At 34.5% G+C, this 23,685-nt stretch carries 21 protein-coding genes; 6 read left to right on the top strand and 15 right to left on the bottom strand.

Annotated elements, in window-relative coordinates:
* Positions 1-11: 11 nt before the first annotated feature.
* From CVULP_RS02650 to CVULP_RS02620, 7 genes are all read right to left on the bottom strand, one after another.
* Positions 12-401, bottom strand: coding sequence for a chemotaxis response regulator CheY (locus CVULP_RS02650; protein WP_099461030.1), 390 nt, complete (start codon positions 399-401; stop codon positions 12-14).
* 80 nt (positions 402-481) lie between these two features.
* Positions 482-1,387: a PDC sensor domain-containing protein gene (locus CVULP_RS02645; protein WP_099461029.1), complete on the bottom strand. Its 906-nt coding sequence runs from the start codon at positions 1,385-1,387 to the stop codon at positions 482-484.
* The gene (pglF, locus tag CVULP_RS02640; protein WP_099507432.1) at positions 1,381-3,168 is read right to left on the bottom strand and encodes a UDP-N-acetylglucosamine 4,6-dehydratase (configuration-retaining); all 1,788 of its coding nucleotides are present in this window, start codon (positions 3,166-3,168) and stop codon (positions 1,381-1,383) included. Before pglF ends, CVULP_RS02645 begins: the two co-directional genes overlap by 7 nt.
* Entirely contained in the window at positions 3,165-4,322 is a 1,158-nt protein-coding gene (pglE, locus tag CVULP_RS02635) for a UDP-N-acetylbacillosamine transaminase (protein ID WP_099507431.1), read from the bottom strand. Before pglE ends, pglF begins: the two co-directional genes overlap by 4 nt.
* Positions 4,323-4,365: 43 nt before the next feature.
* Positions 4,366-6,177, bottom strand: coding sequence for an ATP-dependent DNA helicase RecG (recG, locus tag CVULP_RS02630; protein WP_099461026.1), 1,812 nt, complete (start codon positions 6,175-6,177; stop codon positions 4,366-4,368).
* Entirely contained in the window at positions 6,167-7,384 is a 1,218-nt protein-coding gene (locus tag CVULP_RS02625) for a M16 family metallopeptidase (RefSeq protein WP_099507430.1), read from the bottom strand. Before CVULP_RS02625 ends, recG begins: the two co-directional genes overlap by 11 nt.
* Entirely contained in the window at positions 7,384-8,430 is a 1,047-nt protein-coding gene (locus tag CVULP_RS02620) for a dehypoxanthine futalosine cyclase (protein ID WP_099507429.1), read from the bottom strand. The genes CVULP_RS02625 and CVULP_RS02620 overlap by 1 nt, the downstream gene beginning before the upstream one ends.
* Before the next feature lie 153 nt (positions 8,431-8,583).
* Here CVULP_RS02620 and CVULP_RS02615 point away from each other — a divergent pair, with 153 nt between their 5' ends.
* Positions 8,584-11,193, top strand: coding sequence for a hypothetical protein (locus tag CVULP_RS02615; RefSeq protein ID WP_099507428.1), 2,610 nt, complete (start codon positions 8,584-8,586; stop codon positions 11,191-11,193).
* A 21-nt stretch (positions 11,194-11,214) separates the two neighbouring features.
* On the opposite strand, the gene CVULP_RS02610 is transcribed toward CVULP_RS02615, so the two are convergent.
* Positions 11,215-11,970: a HugZ family heme oxygenase gene (locus tag CVULP_RS02610; RefSeq protein WP_099461023.1), complete on the bottom strand. Its 756-nt coding sequence runs from the start codon at positions 11,968-11,970 to the stop codon at positions 11,215-11,217.
* Positions 11,971-12,160: 190 nt separating this feature from the next.
* Here CVULP_RS02610 and CVULP_RS02605 point away from each other — a divergent pair, with 190 nt between their 5' ends.
* Genes CVULP_RS02605 through CVULP_RS02590 form a run of 4 tightly spaced genes read left to right on the top strand, consistent with a single transcriptional unit; the run spans position 12,161 to position 16,824 of the window.
* Positions 12,161-14,293 (top strand): TonB-dependent receptor, encoded by a 2,133-nt coding sequence (locus tag CVULP_RS02605; RefSeq protein ID WP_099507427.1) that lies wholly within the window; start codon positions 12,161-12,163, stop codon positions 14,291-14,293.
* Positions 14,268-15,251: a FecCD family ABC transporter permease gene (locus CVULP_RS02600; protein WP_099461042.1), complete on the top strand. Its 984-nt coding sequence runs from the start codon at positions 14,268-14,270 to the stop codon at positions 15,249-15,251. The genes CVULP_RS02605 and CVULP_RS02600 overlap by 26 nt, the downstream gene beginning before the upstream one ends.
* On the top strand, positions 15,251-16,027 hold the full coding sequence (locus tag CVULP_RS02595) for an ABC transporter ATP-binding protein (RefSeq protein ID WP_099461041.1): 777 nt from the start codon (positions 15,251-15,253) through the stop codon (positions 16,025-16,027). Before CVULP_RS02600 ends, CVULP_RS02595 begins: the two co-directional genes overlap by 1 nt.
* Positions 16,024-16,824 carry an ABC transporter substrate-binding protein gene (locus tag CVULP_RS02590; protein WP_099461021.1) on the top strand — a complete coding sequence of 267 codons (801 nt, stop codon included), beginning with the start codon at positions 16,024-16,026 and terminating at the stop codon, positions 16,822-16,824. The genes CVULP_RS02595 and CVULP_RS02590 overlap by 4 nt, the downstream gene beginning before the upstream one ends.
* Here CVULP_RS02590 and CVULP_RS02585 read toward each other — a convergent pair.
* Genes CVULP_RS02585 through exbB form a run of 3 tightly spaced genes read right to left on the bottom strand, consistent with a single transcriptional unit; the run spans position 16,821 to position 18,230 of the window.
* On the bottom strand, positions 16,821-17,426 hold the full coding sequence (locus CVULP_RS02585) for an energy transducer TonB (RefSeq protein ID WP_099461020.1): 606 nt from the start codon (positions 17,424-17,426) through the stop codon (positions 16,821-16,823). The genes CVULP_RS02590 and CVULP_RS02585 overlap by 4 nt on opposite strands.
* Positions 17,423-17,812, bottom strand: coding sequence for a TonB system transport protein ExbD (gene exbD, locus CVULP_RS02580; protein ID WP_099461019.1), 390 nt, complete (start codon positions 17,810-17,812; stop codon positions 17,423-17,425). Before exbD ends, CVULP_RS02585 begins: the two co-directional genes overlap by 4 nt.
* A complete protein-coding gene (gene exbB, locus CVULP_RS02575; RefSeq protein ID WP_099461018.1) occupies positions 17,805-18,230 on the bottom strand; it encodes a TonB-system energizer ExbB in 426 nt (141 codons plus the stop codon). The genes exbD and exbB overlap by 8 nt, the downstream gene beginning before the upstream one ends.
* A 142-nt stretch (positions 18,231-18,372) precedes the next feature.
* Between exbB and CVULP_RS02570 the strand changes: the two genes are divergently transcribed.
* Complete coding sequence (locus CVULP_RS02570; RefSeq protein ID WP_099461017.1) at positions 18,373-19,563, top strand: MFS transporter; 1,191 nt, start codon at positions 18,373-18,375, stop codon at positions 19,561-19,563.
* Here CVULP_RS02570 and CVULP_RS02565 read toward each other — a convergent pair whose 3' ends face one another.
* From CVULP_RS02565 to CVULP_RS02550, 4 genes are read right to left on the bottom strand one after another with little or no spacing between them, the layout of a single operon-like run.
* Complete coding sequence (locus tag CVULP_RS02565) at positions 19,564-19,851, bottom strand: FlhB-like flagellar biosynthesis protein (protein WP_099461016.1); 288 nt, start codon at positions 19,849-19,851, stop codon at positions 19,564-19,566.
* Positions 19,848-22,031, bottom strand: coding sequence for a flagellar hook-length control protein FliK (locus CVULP_RS02560; RefSeq protein ID WP_099507426.1), 2,184 nt, complete (start codon positions 22,029-22,031; stop codon positions 19,848-19,850). The genes CVULP_RS02565 and CVULP_RS02560 overlap by 4 nt, the downstream gene beginning before the upstream one ends.
* A complete protein-coding gene (locus tag CVULP_RS02555) occupies positions 22,024-23,214 on the bottom strand; it encodes an MFS transporter (RefSeq protein ID WP_099507425.1) in 1,191 nt (396 codons plus the stop codon). The genes CVULP_RS02560 and CVULP_RS02555 overlap by 8 nt, the downstream gene beginning before the upstream one ends.
* Positions 23,207-23,683: a hypothetical protein gene (locus CVULP_RS02550; protein WP_099507424.1), complete on the bottom strand. Its 477-nt coding sequence runs from the start codon at positions 23,681-23,683 to the stop codon at positions 23,207-23,209. Before CVULP_RS02550 ends, CVULP_RS02555 begins: the two co-directional genes overlap by 8 nt.
* Positions 23,684-23,685 lie beyond the last annotated feature (2 nt).

The raw sequence follows: 23,685 nt of genomic DNA, 5'->3' as shown, positions 1-23,685 counted from the left end.
AAAAATGAAATTTATTCAGCTGAAGCATCACTTCCCACACCCAAAACATCTTCAAGTTTTTCTTTTAAAACTTGAGGTGTAAAAGGCTTAACGATATAGTTATTTACTCCGGCTTTTAAGGCTGTAATAACTTCAGCCTTGCCACCTTCAGTCGTTACCATAATAATAGGCATATCTTCGTATTTTTTCTCAGCTCTTACTTTTTTAACAAGGTCAAGTCCATTCATCTCTGGCATATTCCAATCCGTAATTAAGACTTTAACATCGTCATTTTTCTCAAGCAAGTCCCAAGCTTCAACTCCGTGCTCAGCTTCAAGAACATCATTATGCCCCAATCTTGCCAAAGTGTTTTTAATAATCCTTCTCATAGTGGAGCTATCATCAACAACAAGTAATTTCACGGCTTCTTCCTTTCAAAATTCTCATATTATAAACCAAAAATGTAAAGCGAAATTATAGCATTGTTTGCTTATATTTTTATTTAATCTGTCTCTAAAACATTATTATTTTTATATTTTACGGCAAAAATATACACACTAAGCCCAGCTAAAAGTAAAGTAACCCCGCAAATAAGATAAATCACATAAACCATTTGCGATAAATCTCCAACAGCAAGTTTAAAGACAAGCATTAAAGCCTCAATAGCCAAAGCAATGATAATGCTCCCTAAAAACCTTACCATAGTCTTTTGTATGCCTGTTTTTTCTTTGCGACTTCTGCCTAAAACCTCTTCTTCTATGATAGTTTTAGCCAAATCAAAAATCGCCAAAGCCAAAGTAATGGCAATCGTGCTTTCAAAAATCTTTTGAATATCAACGCTATGATAGTAAAAAAGACTCAAAAAGCCTTTTTGAAATAAAAAACAGGTAATAACAAAAAGCACAGCTGCAAAACAAAAATACACCAAACGACTAAATTGTAAAAAGCTAAATTCAAAATTACTTGCTTGAATAAGTTTTAAAATATCTCTTAATTTAATATCAATACAAACAACAAAAAGCAAATTTTCTTTATCATCATAAATGGGCATAGAAGCAGTAACGCAAAGCTCATTATTTAAAATAGAAGGGTAAGGATCGCTTAAAATACAACGCCTAAGCTTCACAGCTCTATAAAAATAAGCCTTAGAGCTTCTATCCTCTCCTGCACCTCTTTCATATTTTTTCTCTAAGGTTATAGCATTTTCTATTTGAGTGCCTGAATTATCCAAAATATACAAAGCATCAAAGACAGAAACATCGTGAGCGATTTTATCTAGTGCTTCTCTAACGCTTTCTAAGTGGATATTTGGCAACCTATCGGGTAAATTTCTTATGAGTATATAACTCATATAAGCCCTTGCTTTATAGCGGTTATCTTCAAATTTTTGTATATCTTTAATTAACATACATTTCCTTCTTTATTATGTTTAAATTCAGGCACGATTTCTTGCAAAATCGCAACAATTTCTTCAGCTTCTTCGCTTTTGATGAGTTTAGCAATTTGCTCTTTTAAAAGGCTTAAATTTACTTTTTCATTTTTGGCTACAAAAATACTCTCATACTGCGTTTTGGCGTCATTTTCGTCTATTAATAATTCTTCAAAAAGCTTCTCTCCCTTTCTAAGTCCCGTGATTTTAATCTCTAAATCCGTCCGATTAGATAATAAAAGCATCTTTTTAGCTAAATCCATAATCTTTACAGGCTCACCCATATCTAAAACAAAAAGCTCTCCACCTCTAGCAATAGCACCTGCTTGTAAAACAAGCTGCACCGCCTCATCTACAAGCATAAAATATCGCACTATATCAGGGTGCGTTAAACTAAGTGGCTCATTTGCGGCAATTTGTGCTTTAAATTTAGGAATCACACTCCCACTTGAGCCTAAAACATTTCCAAACCTCACACAAGCCACTTCAAATTCCTCGCTAGAAAGCCCCAAGGTATAAAGCTCACAAACCCTCTTCGAACAACCCATAATACTAGTTGGTCTTACAGCCTTATCTGTGCTTATCATCACAAATTTTTTCACGCCATTTTTCTTAGCACAATCAACCAAAATTTGTGTTCCTAAGATATTATTGATGACGGCAGAGTGAGGATTTTGCTCACAAAGTGGGACGTGTTTATAGGCTGCGGCGTGTAAGATAAGCTCGGGCTTCATCTGCTTTAAAAGCTCATCAAGTGCCTTTTCGTCCAAAATGCTTAATAAAATCGGCGTAATTTTTTCTTTATATTTGCTTAAATTTTCATTAATTTGATAAAGATTATATTCGCTATGGTCAAGCATAATTAAATGTTTCGCACCAAATTTAATGCACTGCCTACAAAGCTCACTTCCTATCGTGCCTCCCGCACCACTAACTAAGACGACCTTATCTTTTAAAAATTCCGCCACGACTACATTGTCTAAATCTTTAGGTTTTCTAGCAAGTAAATCTTCTATGCTAATGTCTCTTGCTTCATTATTGGTAAAAGAAAAGATTTTCACATCGCTAATGCCATAGCCAACAAGCTCTTCAAAAAGCTCCTTAAGCTCTTCTCTTTCAAGCTTTAAGGCAATAATAGCCGTCCTAACACCCTCTTCCACAAATTTTTTAATCTCACCCTTTTCTTTAACGACAAATTTATCACAATATGTGCCAATAAGCTCTTTTCTCCCATCGACAACAGCCACAGGAAAAAGTCCCAAACTTCCCTCTTTAGCTCCCTTTAAAAGATGTAGCGCCTTAGAAGTCGCACCCACAACTATGCAAGGACTAAGCTCATCTTTAAGGCGTGAGGGTTTAAAGTCAATCAGCATTCTTTTTGAAATTCGCAAAGTGCCGATAAACATATAAGAAAGCACAAAATCAATCCCCACCACACTTCTTGGAAAAGGATTAAAAAAACTAGGATAAAAATAAAAAATTATCAAAAACACAAGTTCAGCCAAAGCAAGTGCGAAAAAAATCTTTCTCGCCTCACCCAAAGAAAAAAATCTCCAAGCAACCTTATAAATTCGAAAAGCAAATAAAAAAACTATCTTAAGCACTAAAAGCAAGAGTCCAGCTTTTATCATACCCATATAAAAGCTTTTAGGAATTTCGCCGCTAAATCTTAATTCAAAAGCTAAAAAAATGCTTAAAGCAATTAAAATAACATCACAGCTTAAAAAGAAAATCAGGCGTTTATTTTTCGCTAAATTCATTGCAAACTCTCTAAAATAAGCTCTGCAACCTCACGCACCTCGTCCTTAGTCATCGCTGTGCCACTTGGAAGACAAATGCCCTTTTTGAAAAAAAGCTCGGCATTTCCATTTAAATATGCTTTTTCGCCCTCAAAAACCCCTTGTGCGTGCATAGCCTTCCATAAAGGACGCGTTTCAATCTGTGCAGCTTGCAAATCTTTAATAAGCTTTGCAATTTTAGGGTGTAGTGGCAGTTCTTTCGCCCCACTTTTAACACATTCATTTTTTGCAAAAAGCTCATTTTTATTAAAATCTATCAAAGCCGTGCTAAGCCACCTATTTCCCCTTGAATTTTCAAGCTCATCTAAAAAGCTAAATTTTTCTGCTAAAAATTCCTTATACCACTCATAAATTTCACGCTTTTTAAGCACTCTTTGCTCTAAAACCTCCATTTGTGCTACGCCAATAGCTCCTAAAACATTACTAAGCCTATAATTATAACCATAATCTAAATGCTCATAATGCAGACAATTTTCCCTCGCCTGAGTGCTGTAAAATCTCGCTTTTTCCATTAAAGCCCTATCCTTACCCACAAGCATACCGCCACCTGAAGTTGTGATGATTTTATTACCATTAAAAGAATAAACCCCAAAATCTCCAAAAGTCCCTAAAGCCTGCCCATCATAAAAACTTCCTAAAGCCTCTGCGGCGTCTTCGATTAAGATAATGTTATTTTCCTTGCAAATTTGTGCGATTTGCTTAATTTTTGCCGCATTTCCATAAAGATGTGTCAAAACAAGGGCTTTAGGTTTCTTCTCGCTCTTTTTTATCGCTTGTTTTAATAGTTCAATGTCCAAATTTAAAGTTTCATCACAATCAATAAAAACAGGCTTTGCCTTAAGATAATAAATTGGTGCAACCGAAGCGATAAAGGTAAAAGAAGAGGCTAAAACTACATCTTCTTGCTTTACTCCCGCCACTCTTAAAGCTAAATGTAAAGCCGATGAGCCAGAATTAAGTGCAAGGGCATAAGGAGCTTTGGTATAATCCTTAATGCTTTCTTCAAAACGATTCACAAATTCGCCCAAAGGTGCAATATAATTACTCTTAAAAACCTCATCGATATATTTTAGCTCATTACCTCCCATATGCGGAGGAGAAAGAAAAAATTTCATTTTTTATCCTTTTCTTAAAGTGAAAAATTATAACGCAAATTATTTAACCTAAATCCTTTTTCACTCTAGCCAAAATTGCCTCATCGTTTGCAAAGTCAAAGAATTTAAACTCATTGCCGTGCTGGATATAGCCGTCTAGTAAATCTCCGCTTAGGCGGTTTTTTAAATCAAGCTCGGCAATTTCAAAGCCGTCCAAAGTTTTCGCAAATTCGCTTAATCTTTGTGGAATTTCCCTAAGCTTAGTATAAAGATAACAATAACTCTTAAGCCCCACACGCCCTACTCTACCTCTAAGCTGATGCAAGGTCGCTAGTCCTAGTCTTTCAGCTCCTACAATGACTATGGTGCTAAGGCGAGGAAGAGAAATGCCTACTTCTACAACGGTCGTGCTAAGTAAAATATCGCCCCTTTCTTTAAATTCTTGCAAAATGACATCTTTTTCTTTATCCTTGCCGTGCGTTACAAAGACCTTTTCATAATGCTTTTGCCAATACACTTTTGCTTGTTCTAACGAAAGATAGGGGATTTTCTCACTCTCATTTACAAGAGGATAAATGATAATCACCTGATGTTTTTTAGCAATTTCTGCGTCAATTTTAGCCTTAATTTTAACAAAGTCTTCATTTTGAACGCAATAGGTGCTTATGTCCTTTTTAAAGGGCATTTGTTTGATAAAACTAAAATTTAAAAGCTCTGATTGTATCATACTTAAAGTGCGTGGTATGGGCGTGGCGGAAAATTGTATAAAATGAGGACTTAAGCCCTTTTTACTTGAAAGCTGACTAATTTTTTGCCTTTGATTTGAGCCAAAGCGGTGCTGCTCATCTATCATCACCAAAACCGCTTCAAAACTCTCCTCATAAATAAGTGCGTGTGTGCCTATAATCAAATGAGCGTTTTTAATCTGCTCTTTTAAGCCTTTTTCTTTTTTGCCTCCTTTAATGAAGAGTATATTCATAAAAGGTGGTAAAAGCTTCTTTGCTTCTTCAAAGAGCTGCTGAGCTAAAATGCTAGTAGGTGCCATTAATAAGGCTTGTTTAGGATACACACTTAAAGCCGCTGCAAGCAAAACAAGGGTCTTTCCGCAGCCTACATCACCCATTATCACGCGTCTTTTAGCCACATCTTTACTTAAATCCTCCCTTATATCTTTTATGGCATTAAGCTGGTCTTTTGTCGGGCTAAAAGGCAAGGTTTTAAGCCATTTTTCAATGTCAAAAAGCTTGATTTTATAGGCTTTTGATGGATTTTTTTTATGTTTAAGTCTTTTCAAAAAATTATAAATTTCAATATATTTTAAATCCTCCAAAAAATGCTCCAAATTCTTAAACAGCTCAAAACTTTTTTCATCATAAGCGTGCAAATTTAAAAGCAAAAAGATAAATTTATCCGCTATACCACTTTCTTTTAGATTTTCATAGCTCACATAAGTTTCAATAAGACTTTGAATTTTACTATCTTTGATGCCAGAAATTTGATATTTAGGCTCAAAAACTCCCGCTTTTTTGATGATTTTGGGATTATAAAATTGCCAAGTATGGTTAAAAAAGCCAAGTTTTCCACTCAAAAGTAAGCTCGCACCTACCTTAAAAACTCCCATATGCCATTTACTAAAATGAAAAAAAACTAAAGAAACATCGACTCCCCAAGCCTCACAATACGCTTTTACTAAAAGCATATTTGTCTTAAAAGAGTGTGAAAGTATGCGTAATTCTTGCACACAATTTTCATTTTCCATAGGTTCTTTTGTGAGGGTTAAATTTTCAATTTTCTTCGGTAAAATTAAAGCCAAATCAATGGCACTTTTAAGCTTTAATTTTCTAAAAAGCTCTAAATCGCTTTCTTTAACTTTCATCTTGCACGCTTACAAAGCTTAAATTTAAAATTTCATTATGCTTTTTAATGTAGGCGTTAAGCTCCTTTAAATTTGCATTTTTGATTTTGGCAAGTTCCTCTTTAAAAGCACCGATTTTTAAACCTTGATAAAATTCTGCAAAAGCGATGGAAAGCCTTTTACTAAGACTTTCATAACGCAAGGGTGTGCTTCCAAGTATGAAATTTTTCGCTTGTTTTAGCTCTTCCTCATTCACGCCTTTTTTAACAAAATCGGCAAAAATTTGCTTTATCACCTCTTTAGCCTCTTTTGCATTTTCATTTTGTGTTTGTAAATAACCAAAAACACGGCTATAAGAATGACTCATATCCAAACTTGCATAAGCAGAATAAGCCAAGCCCCTTTTAACACGAATTTCCTCCATAATCCTAGAACCAAAGCCCCCTTGCCCTAAGATAAAAAGAGCGATTTTAGCCAAGTGCAAATCCTCATCTTTAAAATTTGCATTAAAAGGCGTAGCAAAATAAATATAGGCTTGTTCGCTAGGCTTTTGTAAAATCACATCTTGAGTTTTATCCTTAAGCTCGTAGCGTTTTTGTGAGCTTTGCCTACCCTTTTCTAAGTTTTTGAGTAAAGTTAAGCTTAAATCTCGTGCTTCTTCCTCCTCTAAAGCTCCACCTAAAACCACCGCTACATTATTAAGATGAAAAAAATTCTTATAAAAAGCTTTTAAATGCTCTAAATTTATGGCTTTAATGCTTGTTTCATCGCCCTCATTTGCACTTTGGAATTCCTTTTCTTTAAAGATCGTTTGATTGAGTAATTTTTTCGCTACATCATCATAGTCATTTTGCAAACTTGCAAGTTCTCCAAGCGTATTAAGCTTAAGTCTTTGTAAAATTTTCTCCTCGAAACGAGGATTTTTAAGCAATTTTGCAAGGGCTTTAAAAGCGTAATTTTTATGCTCACTCAAACAAGAAAAGCTTAATTCTAAATTCTCAAAGGCACTACTAGCTTCCAAATTAATCGCTCTAAATTCCAAGTCTTTAAAAAAGCTATCATTAACGCCCTCATTTAAAATCCTTGCAAACATACTAGCCACACCAGCTACCTCATCAAAACTTCGTCCGCAGTTTCTAAAAACAAGACGCAAATAAATAACAGGAAAATCGCTATTTTTTTCAAAAATAAAAGGAATTCTAACGCCCTTAGTCTCTAAATACCTCATCAAAAACGCTCCAAAATTTCATAAGCTGTATTTCTTTTCGCAGGTTTTTCTCCAAGACTTCTAATAAGCCTTATCATCTCATCTTGATTCATTTTATAACTAGCACCCGCTGCTGAGACGACATTTTCCTCCATCATCGTAGAGCCTAAGTCATTTGCGCCGAATTTCAAAGCAAGCTGCCCTATGAGTGAGCCTTGCGTTACCCAAGAGCTTTGTAAATTTTTAAAATTATCCAAATAAAGCCTAGCAAGTGCGAGTAATCTTAAATATTTATTAGAACTTTGCTTTAAAATTTCAGGGTGTTTAAGCTTTAGCTTCGTATTTTCACTTTGAAAACTCCATAAAATAAAAGCCCTAAAGCCTCCCGTTTCATCTTGCAGCTTTCTTAAATGCTCGAAATGCTCGATTAACTCCTCATCATTTTCCACCGTGCCAAACATCATCGTAGCCGTGCTTTTCATACCTATTTGATGGGCGTTTCTATGCACTTCAAGCCAAGTTTGCGTATCGCACTTGTGCGGAGCTATCTCATCTCGCACCCTATCACTTAGCACTTCAGCCCCCGCTCCTGGTATGGAGAAAAGCCCTTTTGCTTGAAGTCTTTTTAAAACCTCTTTTATACTTATCTTAGAAATTTTAGCAATATATGCTATCTCAACAGCCGAAAATCCGTGCAAGGTAATGTTAGGATAATGCTTACTAATCCACTCTACCAAGTTTTCATACCACTCGATTTTAAGCTTAGGATGCACACCGCCTTGAAAGAGAATTTGCGTTCCGCCGATAGCCTCTAATTCCTCTATCTTTTTGCCTATTTCTTCATAGCTTAAGATATAAGCGTCCTTTTCCTTTGCGTGTCTATAAAAAGCACAAAAATCGCAATCAATACAGCAAACATTGGTATAATTGATATTTCTATCCACAACAAAGGTTGTGATTTTTTCAGGGTGAAGTTCTAATTTTCTCTCATAAGCTAAAGCACCAAGCTCTGCTAAGGTGGCATTTTGAAGTAAGTCAAACGCTTCTTTTTTGTCTATTCTTTTCACTTTTAAGCCTTAAAATTTTTTATTATTATAATTAAAAATTCTAACAAAACTAAAAACGAAATTTAAAGCACATCAAGCTTTCATCAAATCATTTCAAACAAAAACGATTTAAATTTAAATGCTAAACTTTCACATTTAAAATAAGGAATTTTGATGTATCCCCTAAATCTCCCCGAAGAAGAGCTAAAGCACAAAGTCGCAGCTGATTTTTTCAGCCCAAATCCACAAAGTGAAATTATAAAGCTAGACAAAGAGCAAAGGTCCCTTTTGAAAAACCTAGATTCCACGCAGATTCTAGGGCAGATTGACTTTTGCATAAGCTACAACGCAAAGACACTTTTCCAGCCTATAAACTTCCTGTGGGCAGAAGCCAAAAAGGGCAATAAAAGCGATATTATAGAATCTTTTATCCAGCTAATCCTAACCATAGGCAAGGAAAAAACTTATGAAAACAATCTCCCGCCCATTTTCTTGGGAGCTTTTGATTGTGAGAAAATCGCCTTTATCCCCTACCACGAGCTAGATTCTATTTTCACGCAAAATGACTTTAATTGGAATGTACCGCCAAGTAAGCACGACACAAAAGAGTTTAAGACACTTTACGCTCTAGCAAAAGAGCTTTTAGAATCTAAAAAATTACAATTTAACTTCAAAAGCGATACCAAAGAACTACAATCTTTCATACAAGCAAACTTCACGCTAAATAATCAAAACATCGCCAAAATCCCCATAACCAAAAACAACTTCACTACCATTTATCAAAAGTGGCTTACAAGCGTAGCTCCTAGCATTGGCATTGATTGGAATCTTGCTAAAAATGCAGGGATTTTAGACGCAGATTTCTACCTAGCAGATTTACTAAGCAGTGAAAATCAAAGCCTATTAGACAAGCTCTTTGTCGTGCTAAAACAAACGCATTATGAGTTTAATAAAACCACCACATTTATGGGGACACGGCAAAAAGATACCGCAAGTTTTAATGATAATCAAAAAGCCCACACAGCCTTTTGGAATCTCTATGAACGCCCACCAAAAGAAGAGTATTGGAGCTACATTATAGATAGGCGAGACTTGCTAGTGCCAAGTGATATCAGGGAGCGAAAGGGGGCGTTTTTCACCCCGCAAATTTGGGTAGGCAAAGCGAGGAGTTACCTAGAAAAAGCCTTAGGTGAAAACTATCAAAGTGAGTATTATATATGGGACCTTGCCGCAGGGACGGGCAATCTACTCACAAACCTTACAGAATCTCACAGACTCTATGCCTCGACACTCGATAAAGCTGATGTAGAAATTATACAAGAGCTTTCAAGTAAAAATGCCCTGCACCTACTGCCAAAGCATATTTTTCAATTTGACTTTTTAAATCATGAGTTTTTTGACACAATTTGTGAAAAGCATCAAAAAGAGGGCTTAAATTTCGCAGACGAAAAGTGTGAAAAATGTCAAAAATCCAAAGTCCCAAAATCCTTACAAGAAATTCTAAAAGATGAGGCAAAACGCAAAAAGCTTATTATTTTCATCAATCCACCCTATGCGGAAGCTGGCACAACAGCACAAACCACAGGCACAGGCAAAAATAAAGATGGCGTAAGCCTAGGCAATGCCACTTATGAACGCTACAAAGATTCTATGGGAAAGGCGAGTAATGAGCTTTTCGCGCAATTTTTCTTTAGAATCTATAAAGAGATTCCACACTGCCACCTAGCTGCCTTTTCAAAGCTTAAATATGTCAATTCTAGTAATTTCATAAAGTTTAGAGAGACTTTTCAAGCAAAATTTCTAAAAGGCTTTATCGCTCCAGCCTATACCTTTGATAATGTCAAAGGAAACTTCCCCATAGGCTTTTTAGTGTGGAATTTAGCTCAATCTCAAACCATAAAAAACATTACGCTAGATATTTTTAACGACAGCGGAGCAGGTTTAGGAAAGAAAAAATTCTATACTATGCAAAATACGACCGCAAATATAGGCAAATGGATAGCAGGATATAGGATTAAAAATCCGCCTCTTCATTTAGCGATGCTAAATTCCGGGCGGGTGGATTTTCAAAATCAAAAGCTTGTGTATATCAAACATTATGTAGGCGATGAGAGCCACGCTCTTACTCTTACTCTTACTAATCTAATCCCTTGTGCGGTGTTTTTTGCTGTGCGTCATTGTATCAAAGCCACTTGGATAAATGATAGAGACCAGTTTCTAGCCCCAAATAAAAAATGGGAGAAGGACACAGAGTTTCATAACGACTGCCTTATTTTTATGCTTTTTCACGGACAAAACAAAATCACTTGCAAAGAAGGTATAAATCACTTTATCCCTTTTAGCGAAAAAGATATAGACGCAGCGGAAGCCTTTGAATCTCACTTTATGCTTGAATTTATACAGGGTAAAATCAAAATTTCAAATAAAAAGAAAAAAGGACAGCAAGAATTTGACTTTCAAAGCGATGAGCTAGAATCTACCTTTATCCCCACAAAGCCGCTAATTTTTAGCGATGAAGCAAAAGAAGTGCTACAAGCAGGAAAGGAACTTTTTAAGCACTACCACGAACAAGCAAAAGATGAGAAAAGCTACAACCCAAACGCCGCGCTCTATGACATCAAAGCCCACTTTCAAGGCTTTAATGATAAAGGCAAAATGAGCCCTCCCCAAAAAGCCCAAGATGAAGCCTATAAAGAAAGATTAAGCACACTCAACTACGCCCTAAAAAGCTTGGCCAAAAAGATAGAAGTAAAAGTCTATGAATATGAATTTTTACTAGAATAATAAGGAGCGTTTATAACGCTCCTAATGCTTATGCGGGAATTTGTGGGGGTTAGAATTAGCGCCTACTTGCTTAATCGTGCCATTTTCTATATCATAAGCCGCCCCAAAGCCTTTCACAAAACGCCCCTTGCCAAATTCAAGTTTTACTAAGTGAAAATCAAGCATTTTGCGTATAGTCTTAATGCCTCCCTCGCCTCCTGTTTGCCTCTCAAATTCATCATAAATCCCATCAAATTCCTCCCCACGCTCTATAAAACTCGCCCTCACTCTATAACGAAGCCTTTTTCTAAGTATCACAGAAGCGGCTTTGCTCTCATCTTCTAAAAACATGATTTCTATATTATCAGGGTTTGCTTTGATATTTTCAAAATGCTCACTCACCTCGCTAATATAGATGAAATTCCCCCACTGCGTGCTAACAAAGGGGGCGTAAGAGCATACGACCTCGCCATTTTTATTTAAGGTCGCTAAAGATATGGAATTAAAACTAAGCATAAATTCCTTTAGCTCCTTTTCCACGCCACTAGTATCCCCTACACTTTTTGCACTCATACAAAGTGCGATGATAGTATCTTTTATCGTGCTTTCATCGGCTTTTTTAGGAAATTCTACGCGTAAATTTTCGTCCCCATTATAAACAATGTCCAAGCCGTTAAAATCCACACTTTTTAAAAAAACCTCTTTGACATCTTCCACGCCGCCAAATTTTTTACACAAATCCACCAAATTTGACCGGTGATGCTCGTTCATATGAGAAATAATACTTTCGTAATTCATTTTTTTCCTTTCTTTTTGCAAAATAAAATATGATTGAAAATAATAGCAATTATCAAATTAAAAAGGACTTAAAAAATTTTAAATTCCTATTTTTTCGTAAATTTATCAAATATTAAGTAAAGAAATATTAAATTTTCGCCTCTTTTATTATGATATACATTATCATTATTTATTTTATTTAGGAGTAAAAATGCAAGAATCAAAAATCATCAAACTTTCTTTACTCACCGCACTTTTTTTAGTCAATTTAGAATCTAAAGAGCTAAGTGAAGATGTGAATTTGCAAAAGGTCGTTGTCAGTGCTTCAGGTTTTGAACAAGAGGCGGACTCTAATTTACGCAATGTCATCAGCATAGAGGGTAAAGACTTGCAAAATAAGGGCTACACTTCGTTAGAACAGGCTTTAGAAAGGGTCGCTGGGATAAACTTTGTCAATTTTGGCTTAGGTCGCAACATCGACTTAAGAGGGCAAGGAAATAAATCAAACATAGCCGTAAAGGTAATGATAGACGGACGCTCTATTAATGTGCTTGACAATTCTCACGGCGTAACTCCACTTCAAAGTGTGAATTTGGATAATATCGAGCGTATAGAAATCGTGCCCGGCGGAGGCTCTGTGCTGTATGGAAATGGCACGAGAGGCGGAGCGATTAACATCATCACTAAAAAGCAAAAAGAAGATGCCCTTGCCTTTAGCGTGAGTGGTGGAGGCTTTGACGGGGGGCATCTTGGCGGAAATTTTGGACTAAGTGGGGCGAAAAAAATCGATGAAAACTTAGCCTTTAGCTTTGACTTGCAAGGCTTTAACAAAGACGGCTTTCAAGAAGGCTATAATCAAAAAGGCTATAATATTAATACAAAAAGCTATATTGATTTAAGTGAGGATAGCGATTTAACTTTCACTTATAATTATTTTAGAACTCTTAATACAAGTAGCGGCTATCTTACCAAAAAACAAGCGCAAAATAATCCTAGTCAAAAGGGAAATAGTGAAAACATCACGCAGATTAACCGCCCTGAACTTGCTCTTAATTATCATCATTATTTTAACGATTTTTATGAATTTAGCCTTGAAACTTTTTGGCAAAATCAAAAAATACACTATCTCAAAGATGTCTCCACTATGACTAGTGGAGGAATGAGTGTGCCTGTGTATCAAAATGGAAGTGCTTTTGAAGATACACTTATGGGAGTGAATTTTAAAAATAAACTAAATTACGCTAATAATTCTTATTTCATCTTTGGCTATGAATTTGCCAATCACGATGCAAAAAGAAGAAGCATTATCCACTATGATGTGAATGTCCCTATGCCTCCCCCAAATGGCTTTTCGATGAGCCACACAATGACAACGCTTATGGATATGGATAAGCAAAGCCATTCCTTTTTTATGCTAGATTCTCACGAATTTAACGACTTTTTCACTCTTTCAGGCGGAACAAGGTATGAGTATAGCCTCTATGATACAAGTAGAAATTACAATTCAAATATGATAATGATGGGACGCCCTACAAATACTAAAGAATTTTTTAATACCGATGACACAAGCCATAATCTTGCCTTTGAAATCACGCCAAATTTCACATACTCAAACACAGGAAAAATTTACGCAAAATATGAAAGAGGCTTCATTTCGCCTAGCCCTTCGCAACTAGTCAATAAAGACCAAGCAAGTCAAAAATATCAAAGTGCAAATTTAGACCCTGAAGTTTTTGATACTTTTGAACTGGGGATTGATGATTTTTGGTGGGATTTTTATGGCTTTAATTTAAGCGTTTTTTATACTCTAAGCAAAGATGAAATTTCATATCTTGGTAATCCACACTCCACGCAAGGTGCGTTTTGGAAGTATTATAATATCGATGAGACAAGGCGTTTTGGAGTGGAGTTAAATCTTAGTCAATTTTTCTTAAATGATGCTTTGATTTTGAAAGAAAGCTTAAGCTACCTTGACGCTAAAATTTCAAAGGGCATTAATGACGGACTTAAAATCCCTTATGTTTCTAAGATAAAAGCCACCACGGGAGTGGAATATGCTTTTACAAACAATTTTTCAAGCTTTGTGGATTTGACCTATTTTTCAAGGGCAAAAGATGGAGGAAGCATTGATGAAAAAACGGGTAAAATGTCTAAAAATGCTTGGATAAAAGATTATTTTCTCACCGATGTGGGGGTGAATTATCATTACAAAAAATTACAAGTTTTAGCAGGAATTCGTAATCTTTTTGACAAAAAATACTACACTTATCAAGACAGCATTAACGACCAATATCTCGTAGGAAATGGCAGAAATTATTATGTCGAATTTAAGTATGCGTTTTAAAACTTTAAGCCTAGCTCTTTTTTTAGCCTATGCTCTTGTTTGCTTTGCCTCTCTTTGTTTAGGTGATGAAAATTTAAGTCCCGCTAGGCTTTATACCTATCTTTTTGAAGATGATGAAATCCTGCGTCAAATCATCATCGATGGACGCTTACCACGCATTATAATGGCGATTTTAATCGGTATGCTTTTAGCAAGTAGTGGGGCGATTACGCAAACTATCTTTGCAAATCCCATAGCAGATCCTTACATCATAGGCATAGCCTCCGCAGCGACCTTTGGGGCGGTTTTGGCGTATTTGCTAAATTTGCCTGATTATTATTATGGAATTTTGGGCTTTGTTTGCTCGGCTTTGTTTGCTTTGGCTATATTTAAAATTTCTGCTAAAGCCTCCATAGCAACCCTACTCATCATAGGTATAGCCACTTCGTCTTTTTTGGGAGCTTTTACTTCGTTTTTTACCTATCTTATCGGTGAAGATTCTTTTAAAATAGTCGCTTGGCTTATGGGAAGTATAGGGAGCGCTTCGTGGCTTAGAGTGGGAATTTTAAGCCTACCTTTAATCTTTTGCCTACTTTACTTTTACATACACAAAAATGAGCTTAACATACTCTTAAGTGGTGATGAAGAGGCTAGAAATTTAGGCGTTAATGCTAGAAAATTAAAAATCAATCTTCTCATTGTTTCCTCTTTAGCCGTGTCTTTTGCAGTCGCTTTTACGGGACTTATCGCCTTTGTGGGACTTATCGTGCCTCACATCGTAAGACTTTTGATAAAAAATTATGATAACGCCCTTGTTATCCCACTTTGCACGGCACTTGGAGGACTTTTTTTACTCCTTTGCGACACTATATCAAGGACGATTTTAGCACCTGTGCAAATTCCCATAGGAATTTTAACTGCATTTTTTGGGGCGCCGCTATTTTTATACTTAGCCTTAAAAGTTAGGAGTTTTTTATGATACTAAAGATTAAAAATTTAAACTTCTCTTATCATCAAAAAGCCTTACTTAAAAATATCAATTTAGAGCTTGAAAATAATGCTTTCATAGGCATTTTAGGACCAAATGGCTCGGGTAAAAGCACACTTTTAAAGCTTATCCTTAATAATTTAGACTTAAAAGAGGGAGAAATCGCCCTTTTTAACACAAATATTAAGCATTTTGACCTTAAAGAATTTGCTAAAATTTGCGGTTTTGTCCCACAAAACTCAAAATTAAACGCCCCGCTAAAACTCATCGATGTGCTTTTGATGAGTAAATATGCAAATTTAAAGCACGCCTTTAGTTCTTATTCTAAAGAAGATGTTTTAGAAGTGGAGGAATTTGCTAAAGAATTGAAGCTTGAGAGCTTTTTGCAAAGAAATGTGCTAAGTTTAAGCGGAGGAGAATTTCAAAAAGTGCTTTTAGCTAGAGCCTTACTGAAAAAGCCTAAAATTCTTTTTTTAGACGAGCCAACCTCTGCTCTTGATTTAAATCACGCCATAGAGCTTTTAAGCCTATGCGAAAGGTGGATAAAGCAAAAAAATATTGCCGTGCTTGCCATTTTGCACGATTTAAATTTAGCCTCTTTATTTTGCGATAAAATTATCTTTTTAAAAAAGGGAGAAATTAAGTATTTTGGGACAAGTAAGGAGCTTTTTACCAAAGAGATTTTAAAAGAAATTTATAATTTAAATTGCGAATTAATTTATCACAATTTTAAACCTTACATCTTAGCTTTAAAGGAGACACAATGAAAAAATTTTTACTTATTCTAGTTTTGCTTTTTGCAATATCAAACGCAAAAGAACGCCTAGTCGTGCTTGATCCTGCTAGCGTTGAAACGCTTTTTATGCTTGATGCTGGGGAGCAAATCGTAGGTATTGCGAACTTACAGCACTCAAACATTTATCCAAGCGATAAAATTTCACAACTCACAAGTGTAGGCACTTTTTCAAACCCATCTTTAGAAAAAATCATCTCTTTAAAACCTAGCTTGGTCATTTTAAGTTCTTATTCTTTAAATTTAGAAGAAGGGCTTAAAAATTTTGGCATTAAAAGCCTTTATTTAAAAGCTAATCGCTTTGATGATATTAAAGAAAATATCCAAATTCTCGCTAAAATCACACATAAAAATGAAGAGGGTAAAAGGCTTATAAAAGAATTTGAAAAAGGACTTGAAAGCTTAAAAAATGAGCCTTTAAATCAAAGTGCGATTTATCTTTACTCAAATAATCCTCTTATGGCTTTTAATGACAATTCTTTAATGGCAGATATTTTAACCCTCATAGGCATTAAAAATCTAAGTCCAAAAAGTCAAATAGAACGCCCCATTATCTCGGCTGAGTTTATCCTTAAGCAAAATCCTGATTTACTCATACTAGGTATAAATGCAAATCAAGCTTTTTTAACGCAAAACACACTTTTAAACAAAACAAAAGCCCTCAAAACAGGGCGAATTTACACAAACGAAAAAACGCATATTTTACTGCGTTTAAGCCCTAAAATCATCGAAAGAATAGCAGAATTTAAACAAGCCTTAAAAAAGCTTTAAAGGCTCTTAATTTCATAAGATATAGGCAGGGTAATTTTTAAATTTCTCTCATAACTTGGGAAATTTAAAGATGCCTTGCGTATGCTTTCTAAGGCACTTTTATCAAGTAAAGCATAGCCTGAGCTTTGGATTATCTTTAAATTTGCTAGGGTTTTATTTGCCATCCACATAAACTCCACTTTTACCACGCCGCTCATACGCCTTTTTTGTGCGATTACTGGATAATTTTGAGCCTTTTGTATGGCTTCTTGTATTTTATTAAGGGCAATTTCTTCGCTTTGTTTAGAACTTAAAATTGAACTTTTGGTGCTTTCATTAGATTTTAAATTTGAGTTTTCAATTCTTTCATTAAGTGGCTTTGCTGGAGTTTTGCTTTGTGATTTTTTAGGAGCTATTTTGAAGGGGTCTAAAGTCTGCTTTTCTGGCACCAAATGATTGTCTTTTTGAGTAAAATAACTCATCTTTAATTCAAAACTTTCTTCATTTTTTATTTGAGTTTTAAAAAGACTATGCGTATAAATTAAGGCAAAAAGCAAGGGTATGAAAGTTAAAAAAGTGATGTAAGAAGCCTGAAATTTAGTGTTTAATAGTGCATTTTTCATTGATTTTTCTCCGTAATGATTTGAATTTTTTCGTGCTCTTTAGCTTTTAAAAGATCGATGACTTTGACAAAATTTTCAAATTTAGCAAATTTGTCGCTTTTTAGTGCAACCATAGTGTTTTTATCAAGTGCCAAAATGGCGTTTTCAAGCTGCTTTAAACTTATTTTTTCATCATTTAAAAAGAATTCATCTCTCTCATTAATGGCTATGAAAAGCTTATTTTGATCCTCATTAAAACTTGTCGAATTCTCACTTACTGGAAGTTTAAGCTCTATTTTACTATGTGCGATGAAGCTTGAAAGGCTTAGCACTATGGCAAGTAAAACGAGCATAATATCTATAAAAGGGACTATATTTAAACCCTCATTTTTAGGGAGTTTAAGCATTTTTACTCTCCCTGTAAGCATTGCTTAAAAGAGAAATTTTACGAAGCAAAGCATTATAAGCCATTAAACAAGGAATGGCGACTAAAAGCCCTAAAGCTGTGGCTTTTAACGCTAAAGATAAGCCTATAACTATGGACTTTACATCAATATCCCCCACCACACCCATTTCATAAAAGGTAATCATAATACCCACAACAGTGCCTAAAAGTCCTATATATGGGGCATTGGAATAAATAATATAAATCATCGTCAAATTTTCGCTAATCGCATCGTCAAATTGCTCTTGATTTTTGTAAGTCTTAAAATCAATCTTTCTAAAAAATAAAATTCTTTCAACCACGCACCAAAAGGCTAAAAGTGCCATAATGCCAAGCGTTAAAAAGATGATTAAATCCATATAGTTTTTTAAAAATTCCACAACACACACTCCAAATTGATTTTCATTATTATAAACTATATAATTTAATATTAATATTAATTATCAAAATTTTAAAACAAAATTTGACAAATCTTACCGCTTTTTCCAACTAAATTCTATGAATTTTTGCTACAATTTCGCAATGAAACATTTAATCTTATTAAAAACCAATCAAAACATTCGCATCTTAGCCATAGCCCAGTTTATCGTCTATTTTGGTGCTTTATTTTCACAAATAGGCGTTTTTACTCTCTTAGTTCAGCTCAATGCCCCCACTTGGGTAACCGCTACTAGTGCGATGTTAGCCTTTTTACCCGGAGTGCTTTTTGCACCTTTTAATGGAGTCATTGTAGAAAAAAATAAACCCAAAACACTCCTTATTAGCACGGTTAGCATAGAGCTTATTTCTGTTTTTTTACTTATTTTTGTAACAAGCTTAAATGACCTTTGGCTTTTATTTACGCTCATTTTTGCAAGGCTTTGCGTGGCTATGATTTATGGACAAGCTGAAATGAGCCTTATGGCAAGGCTTTTAAATGCAGAGGATTTGAAACTTGCTAATGAAATTTACAGCATCAACTGGTCGGTTTCTTATACGCTTGGTATGGCTGGAGCGGGATTTTTTATCCATTTTTTCGGTGTTAAGGCTGCCTTTTTATTTGACACTTTTTTACTGCTTATAGGCATACTCATTTTATTTAAACTTTCTTTGCCAAATTTCGTGCAAAAAGTCGAGGGGCATTTTTTTGCTATGATAAAAGAAGGCTTTTGCTATGTTTTAAACAACAAAACCATTCTTCATCTTATCATACTTCATGCTTTTATAGGATTTACAGCTTATGAAACCTTAGTAACACTTCTAGCACAGCACGAATATAAAGAAATTCTATCCGCAGGGCTTGTTATGGGTTTTTTAAACGCCGTTCGTGCTCTCTCTTTAATTGTAGGACCTTTTATTTTAAGTCGCTTTTTAAAAGATAGTGTCATTAGTTTTTTATATGTAGGGCAAGGACTTGGAATTTTACTTTGGGCTTTGACGCAATTTAATTTTTATATCAGTTTCATAGGGCTTATCGGGGCTGGTTTTTTCACAACCTCACTTTGGTCTTATACTTATACTACCATACAAAAGCACTGCGATGAGAAATTTTACGGACGCGTTTTAGCTTATACAGACATGGTATTTTTAGCCTTTTCGGCTTTTATCTCGCAATTTATGGGCTTTTTATTTGAAGCTAAAATGAGCCTTATGAATATCACAGCCTTACTTGGCATAGTATTCATTTTTGCAGGGCTTTACTGGCATATTTTTTATAAAAAATATCTTTGTTAGCTATTTTTGCGGCAGGGTTTTATTTGCCATTTGATAAATAAAGGCAAAAACCTCCGCCACAGCCTTATACATATTTGGCGGTATCTCATCGCCTAAATCAAGCTTACTTAAAATTTCTATCAAATCCTCATCTTCTTTAATCGGCACACCGTGTTCTTTAGCAAGGGATATAATTTTAGCCGCACTCTCACCCTTACCACTTGCTAAAACCTTAGGAGCAGACTCCTTTTTCTCCCTTTGATAGCCAAGCGCTACGGCTTTTTTAATAGATTTTTTAATCTTACTCATACCTTTTTATCCATACCCATTTGCAAATCATAATTTTTTAAATCCCTTGGGTCAAAATGAGAGCGGATAATGTCTCCCACAAAAAAATTCGAGCTTAAAAGCCCAGCTTTATTGATATTTCTTTTTAATTCGTGAGCATTTTCATAAATCATTTTTCTAAATTCTTTATTTTCCGCCATTATATTAATATCAATATATTTTTCATTATTTAAAGAAACAAGAATTTCTAAATCGCCCAACTTTGCAAATTCAAGCTTAATTTGTGCGAAAAATTTATCCTTTTTTCCGCGTCTAAAAATGATTTTAGATTCATTTAAATCCTCCCACGAAAAGGGTAAATAGGTATTGATAGAGTCATTTGCCAAGGACATTAATTGATTCATCTCAATTTGTGCTAAGAGGCGGTTTGCCTGATTGTAAATCGCATCATTATTCTCGGCTTTAGCTTGACTTGCCACTTGAAGGAGGGTTGATTTCACATCGTTTTGAATTTCATAGCTTACATCTTGCACACTTTTAAGCTTAATGTTTTGCAAGTCTTTAACCGCACCGATTAATTTATTTTCCAAACCCTTAAGCTCATTTAAATTCAGCTTTGCATTTTGTGCTAAGGGGTCAAGCTGCTTTAAATTTTCATTGATTTTTCTATTTAAGCTTGTAATATCCTTACTCAAGCTTTCAAGCCCTTCTAAATTCTGTCCTTGTGGGACTTTAAAGGCTAGATTTTTAAACACCTCTTTGCTAAATTCTTGCTGTTTAAAAATGCTTTCTCTTGCTTGAGTATTTAAGGGCTTTTCTTCGTGATGTTTAATCCCCTCTTTTAAAGTTTCTTTAGAATGCTCCTTTACCTGCTCTTTTAATGTCTCTTTTGCCCTCTCTTTAATTGGCTCCTTAGGATCTTCCTTAGCATCAGTTTGCCTTTTGATGACTTCTTTATCTAAATTTTCTGCGTTTTTTTCCGTGTCTTTTTCTAAATTTTCCCCCACATTTTCCTCTGCATTTTCTAGCTTTTCATCTTTGCTAAAATCTTCTTTTTGCACACTTTCTTCTTCAAATTCTCTCTCAACTTCTTTTTCATTTTCAATTTTTTCTTTTTCATTTTCAATTTCGTTTTTTAATTTCTCTTTGTGTTCTTTTATTTGTTCTTCTGGCTCATCTTGCTTTATTAATTCCTCTTTTGTATTCAAAATTTCATCTTGACTTTCTAATAGCTGCTTTAGTAAATCTTCGCTCTCTAGCTTAACGCCAGTTTCTGCTTTTTGAATAATTTTATCCAAATGATTTTGTAATTTTTCAAAGCTTTGCATAGCCTGTTTTAAAAGGATAGGATCTTTAATGAGTAAATTTTCAGGTTTAGATAAAATTTTTACAAAATCATCTTTCACTTTGGCTAATTCCTTTGCGAAATTTTGTGCTAAAAAATTCATCTTATTTTCTGCTAACTGGGGATTTTTATTAATGTATTTTTTAAAATTTTCTAATTTTTGAGAAAGCTCAAGTAAAGGCTTAAAGGTGCTATGATTGACAATGATTTTATTTTCATTTTTGTTTTGAATAATAACATTGGCTAACTCCTTAAGAGAATCTTTAGCACTCAAATTCTTATCCGCCAAAGTGGCTATTTGCGTGGCAATTTTTTCACTACTTAAAGACTTTATAGTATTAATAAGCTGATAAAAACTCTTCGGCAAAAGCTCTTCATTTAAAGCATTTTTAAGTTTAGCTTCAAAAAAAACACCTGAATTCTTAAGAAGAGGAGCAAGGTCCTTAGCCTTTATTTCACTTGCTGGCTTTAAAAGCAATTCTATCTTATTAAGCAAGGGAGCAAAATTCTCATTTTTACTAAGTTCCTTGCTTAAAAGTTTTAATTCATTAATAAAATTTGGAGCGAAATTAAGCAAATTTGCCTGTTTTAAAATGGGTGAATTTGGATTTTTGTGAGCGTTGATTTGATTTAATAATTTATTAACGATTTCTTGTAATTTTTGATTAAGCTCATTTTGTGCGAATTTTTGTAAAGCCTCACTGGGCGGAGGCATTTGCTTACTAAGTCCTAATTTTTGTCTTAAATTTTGCGTTAAAAGCTCATTTGGACTTAATTTTTCTTTGTCTAATTTTAAATCGTTTTTTATATCCGTTCTTTGCGTGGCAACTTGCGAACTTAATTTTGTATTAATCATTAAAAATCACCGCATTACCAAGATTTTTCTTAAATTTCTTATTTAAAATATTTGGCTTATTAAGTGCAAAAAGAATTAATGTCCCAAGTAAAATAACATAAAACCACACAAAACCCCTAAAACCATAATACTCCATCAAAACACCCAAAATAAGTGGAGCAAGCAAAGAGCCTAAAGAATAGCAAAAAAGCACCCCCCTACCAAGCTCTACCGCCCTACCCTTATCTTGCAACATATCATTAGCTCTTGCCAAAGCCAAGGCGTAAAGGCAAAAAATTCCCATACCTAAAAAAATGGCAAGGACATATTGCAAATAAAGATGTAATGTGAAAAAAGCATAGCAAAGCATAGTCGCAAAGCCTATACTAGCACAAAGCATAATGGCGATTTTACGCCCCATCTTATCACTAATCACACCGATGAACATTTGTGCGATAAATCCTCCCATAATGGCACAAAACATAAAATAAGAAACAACCTTAGCATCATAATTTTGAAGCAGTATAAACAAAGATGCCATAGAAAAAAAGCCATTAATTAAAAGTCCTGCAACAAAACTCGTCATAATCGCCAAAGGAGCAATATCAAAAACCTTAGGGATAGAAACCTCACTCGCTTTTGGCAAAAGTGGCTCCTTAATTTTAATTAAATTAAGCGGCAAAGAAGAAAATAAAATCAAAGCCGCCGAAATGATAAAAACAGCGTGAGGGTCTAAATCAAAAGCAATGATTAAAATCCCCACTCCAAAAGAAAGATAAAAAACAAGCTCATAAAAGGCTAAAATACGCGACCTAACGGCATTTTTAGCCTTTTCATTAAGCCATGATTCTATAATCATTAGCAAACTATAATAACAAATTCCTATCAAAAAGCGTAAAAATGCCCAAAATATCAAATTTTCACTTAAGCTATGTAGCATCGCAGAAATGCCAAAAATAGCCCCAAAAAGCCCAAAAGAACGGATATGTCCTATGCGTGAAATGATTTTTTGCGAAAAAATCGTCCCGCACATCGCCCCTATAAAAAAACAAGCACTCACAATGCCCACAGCAAAAGAACTTGCACCATTATGCTTTAAAATCACGCCTATGGAGCTTATAATTAAAGCATTTCCGGCGAATAAAAAACCCATACCAAAAAAAAGGGCTGTCATTGACTTAATAATTCTTTTTGCACTACTCATTTTTCACACACAACATATACGCAAAAATTCCCATCAAAAAGGCAGAAATTCCGCCCAAATATCCAGCTATAAAAAGTAAATTTTGCCTTTGTAAAAACAAAAATCCACCCACCAAAATTCCATAAGCTAAAAGCTTAAATAAAGAAAAAAACAAAGAAAAATTTTTAAATTTATCTTTAAATTTTATCACTAAATCGTCATTGTAGTGTTTAAAATTTATAATTTTGGAATTTTTTGGAATTTTTTTAATAAAAAGTGCCTTAGGCTTAAAATCATATTTCAAACTTCTAGCTAAAATATTTTTTTTATAATGCAAATAAGAGCTTAAAATCACAAGCAAAGTGCTAAAAAAAGCCATTTCGTAGCTTAAAATTAAAGCCAAATTTAAGTCTTTAAAAATAAAAAAAGCAAATAAAAAAAACGCATTAAAAATACAAAGGACTAAAAAAAGAGTCTTTTTTTGAGTCATTT

This window comes from Campylobacter vulpis (genome assembly GCF_014217995.1).
Taxonomy (GTDB): domain Bacteria; phylum Campylobacterota; class Campylobacteria; order Campylobacterales; family Campylobacteraceae; genus Campylobacter_D; species Campylobacter_D vulpis.
Note: the sequence above shows the minus strand (reverse complement) of the source record. Positions and strands in the feature narration are given on the sequence as shown.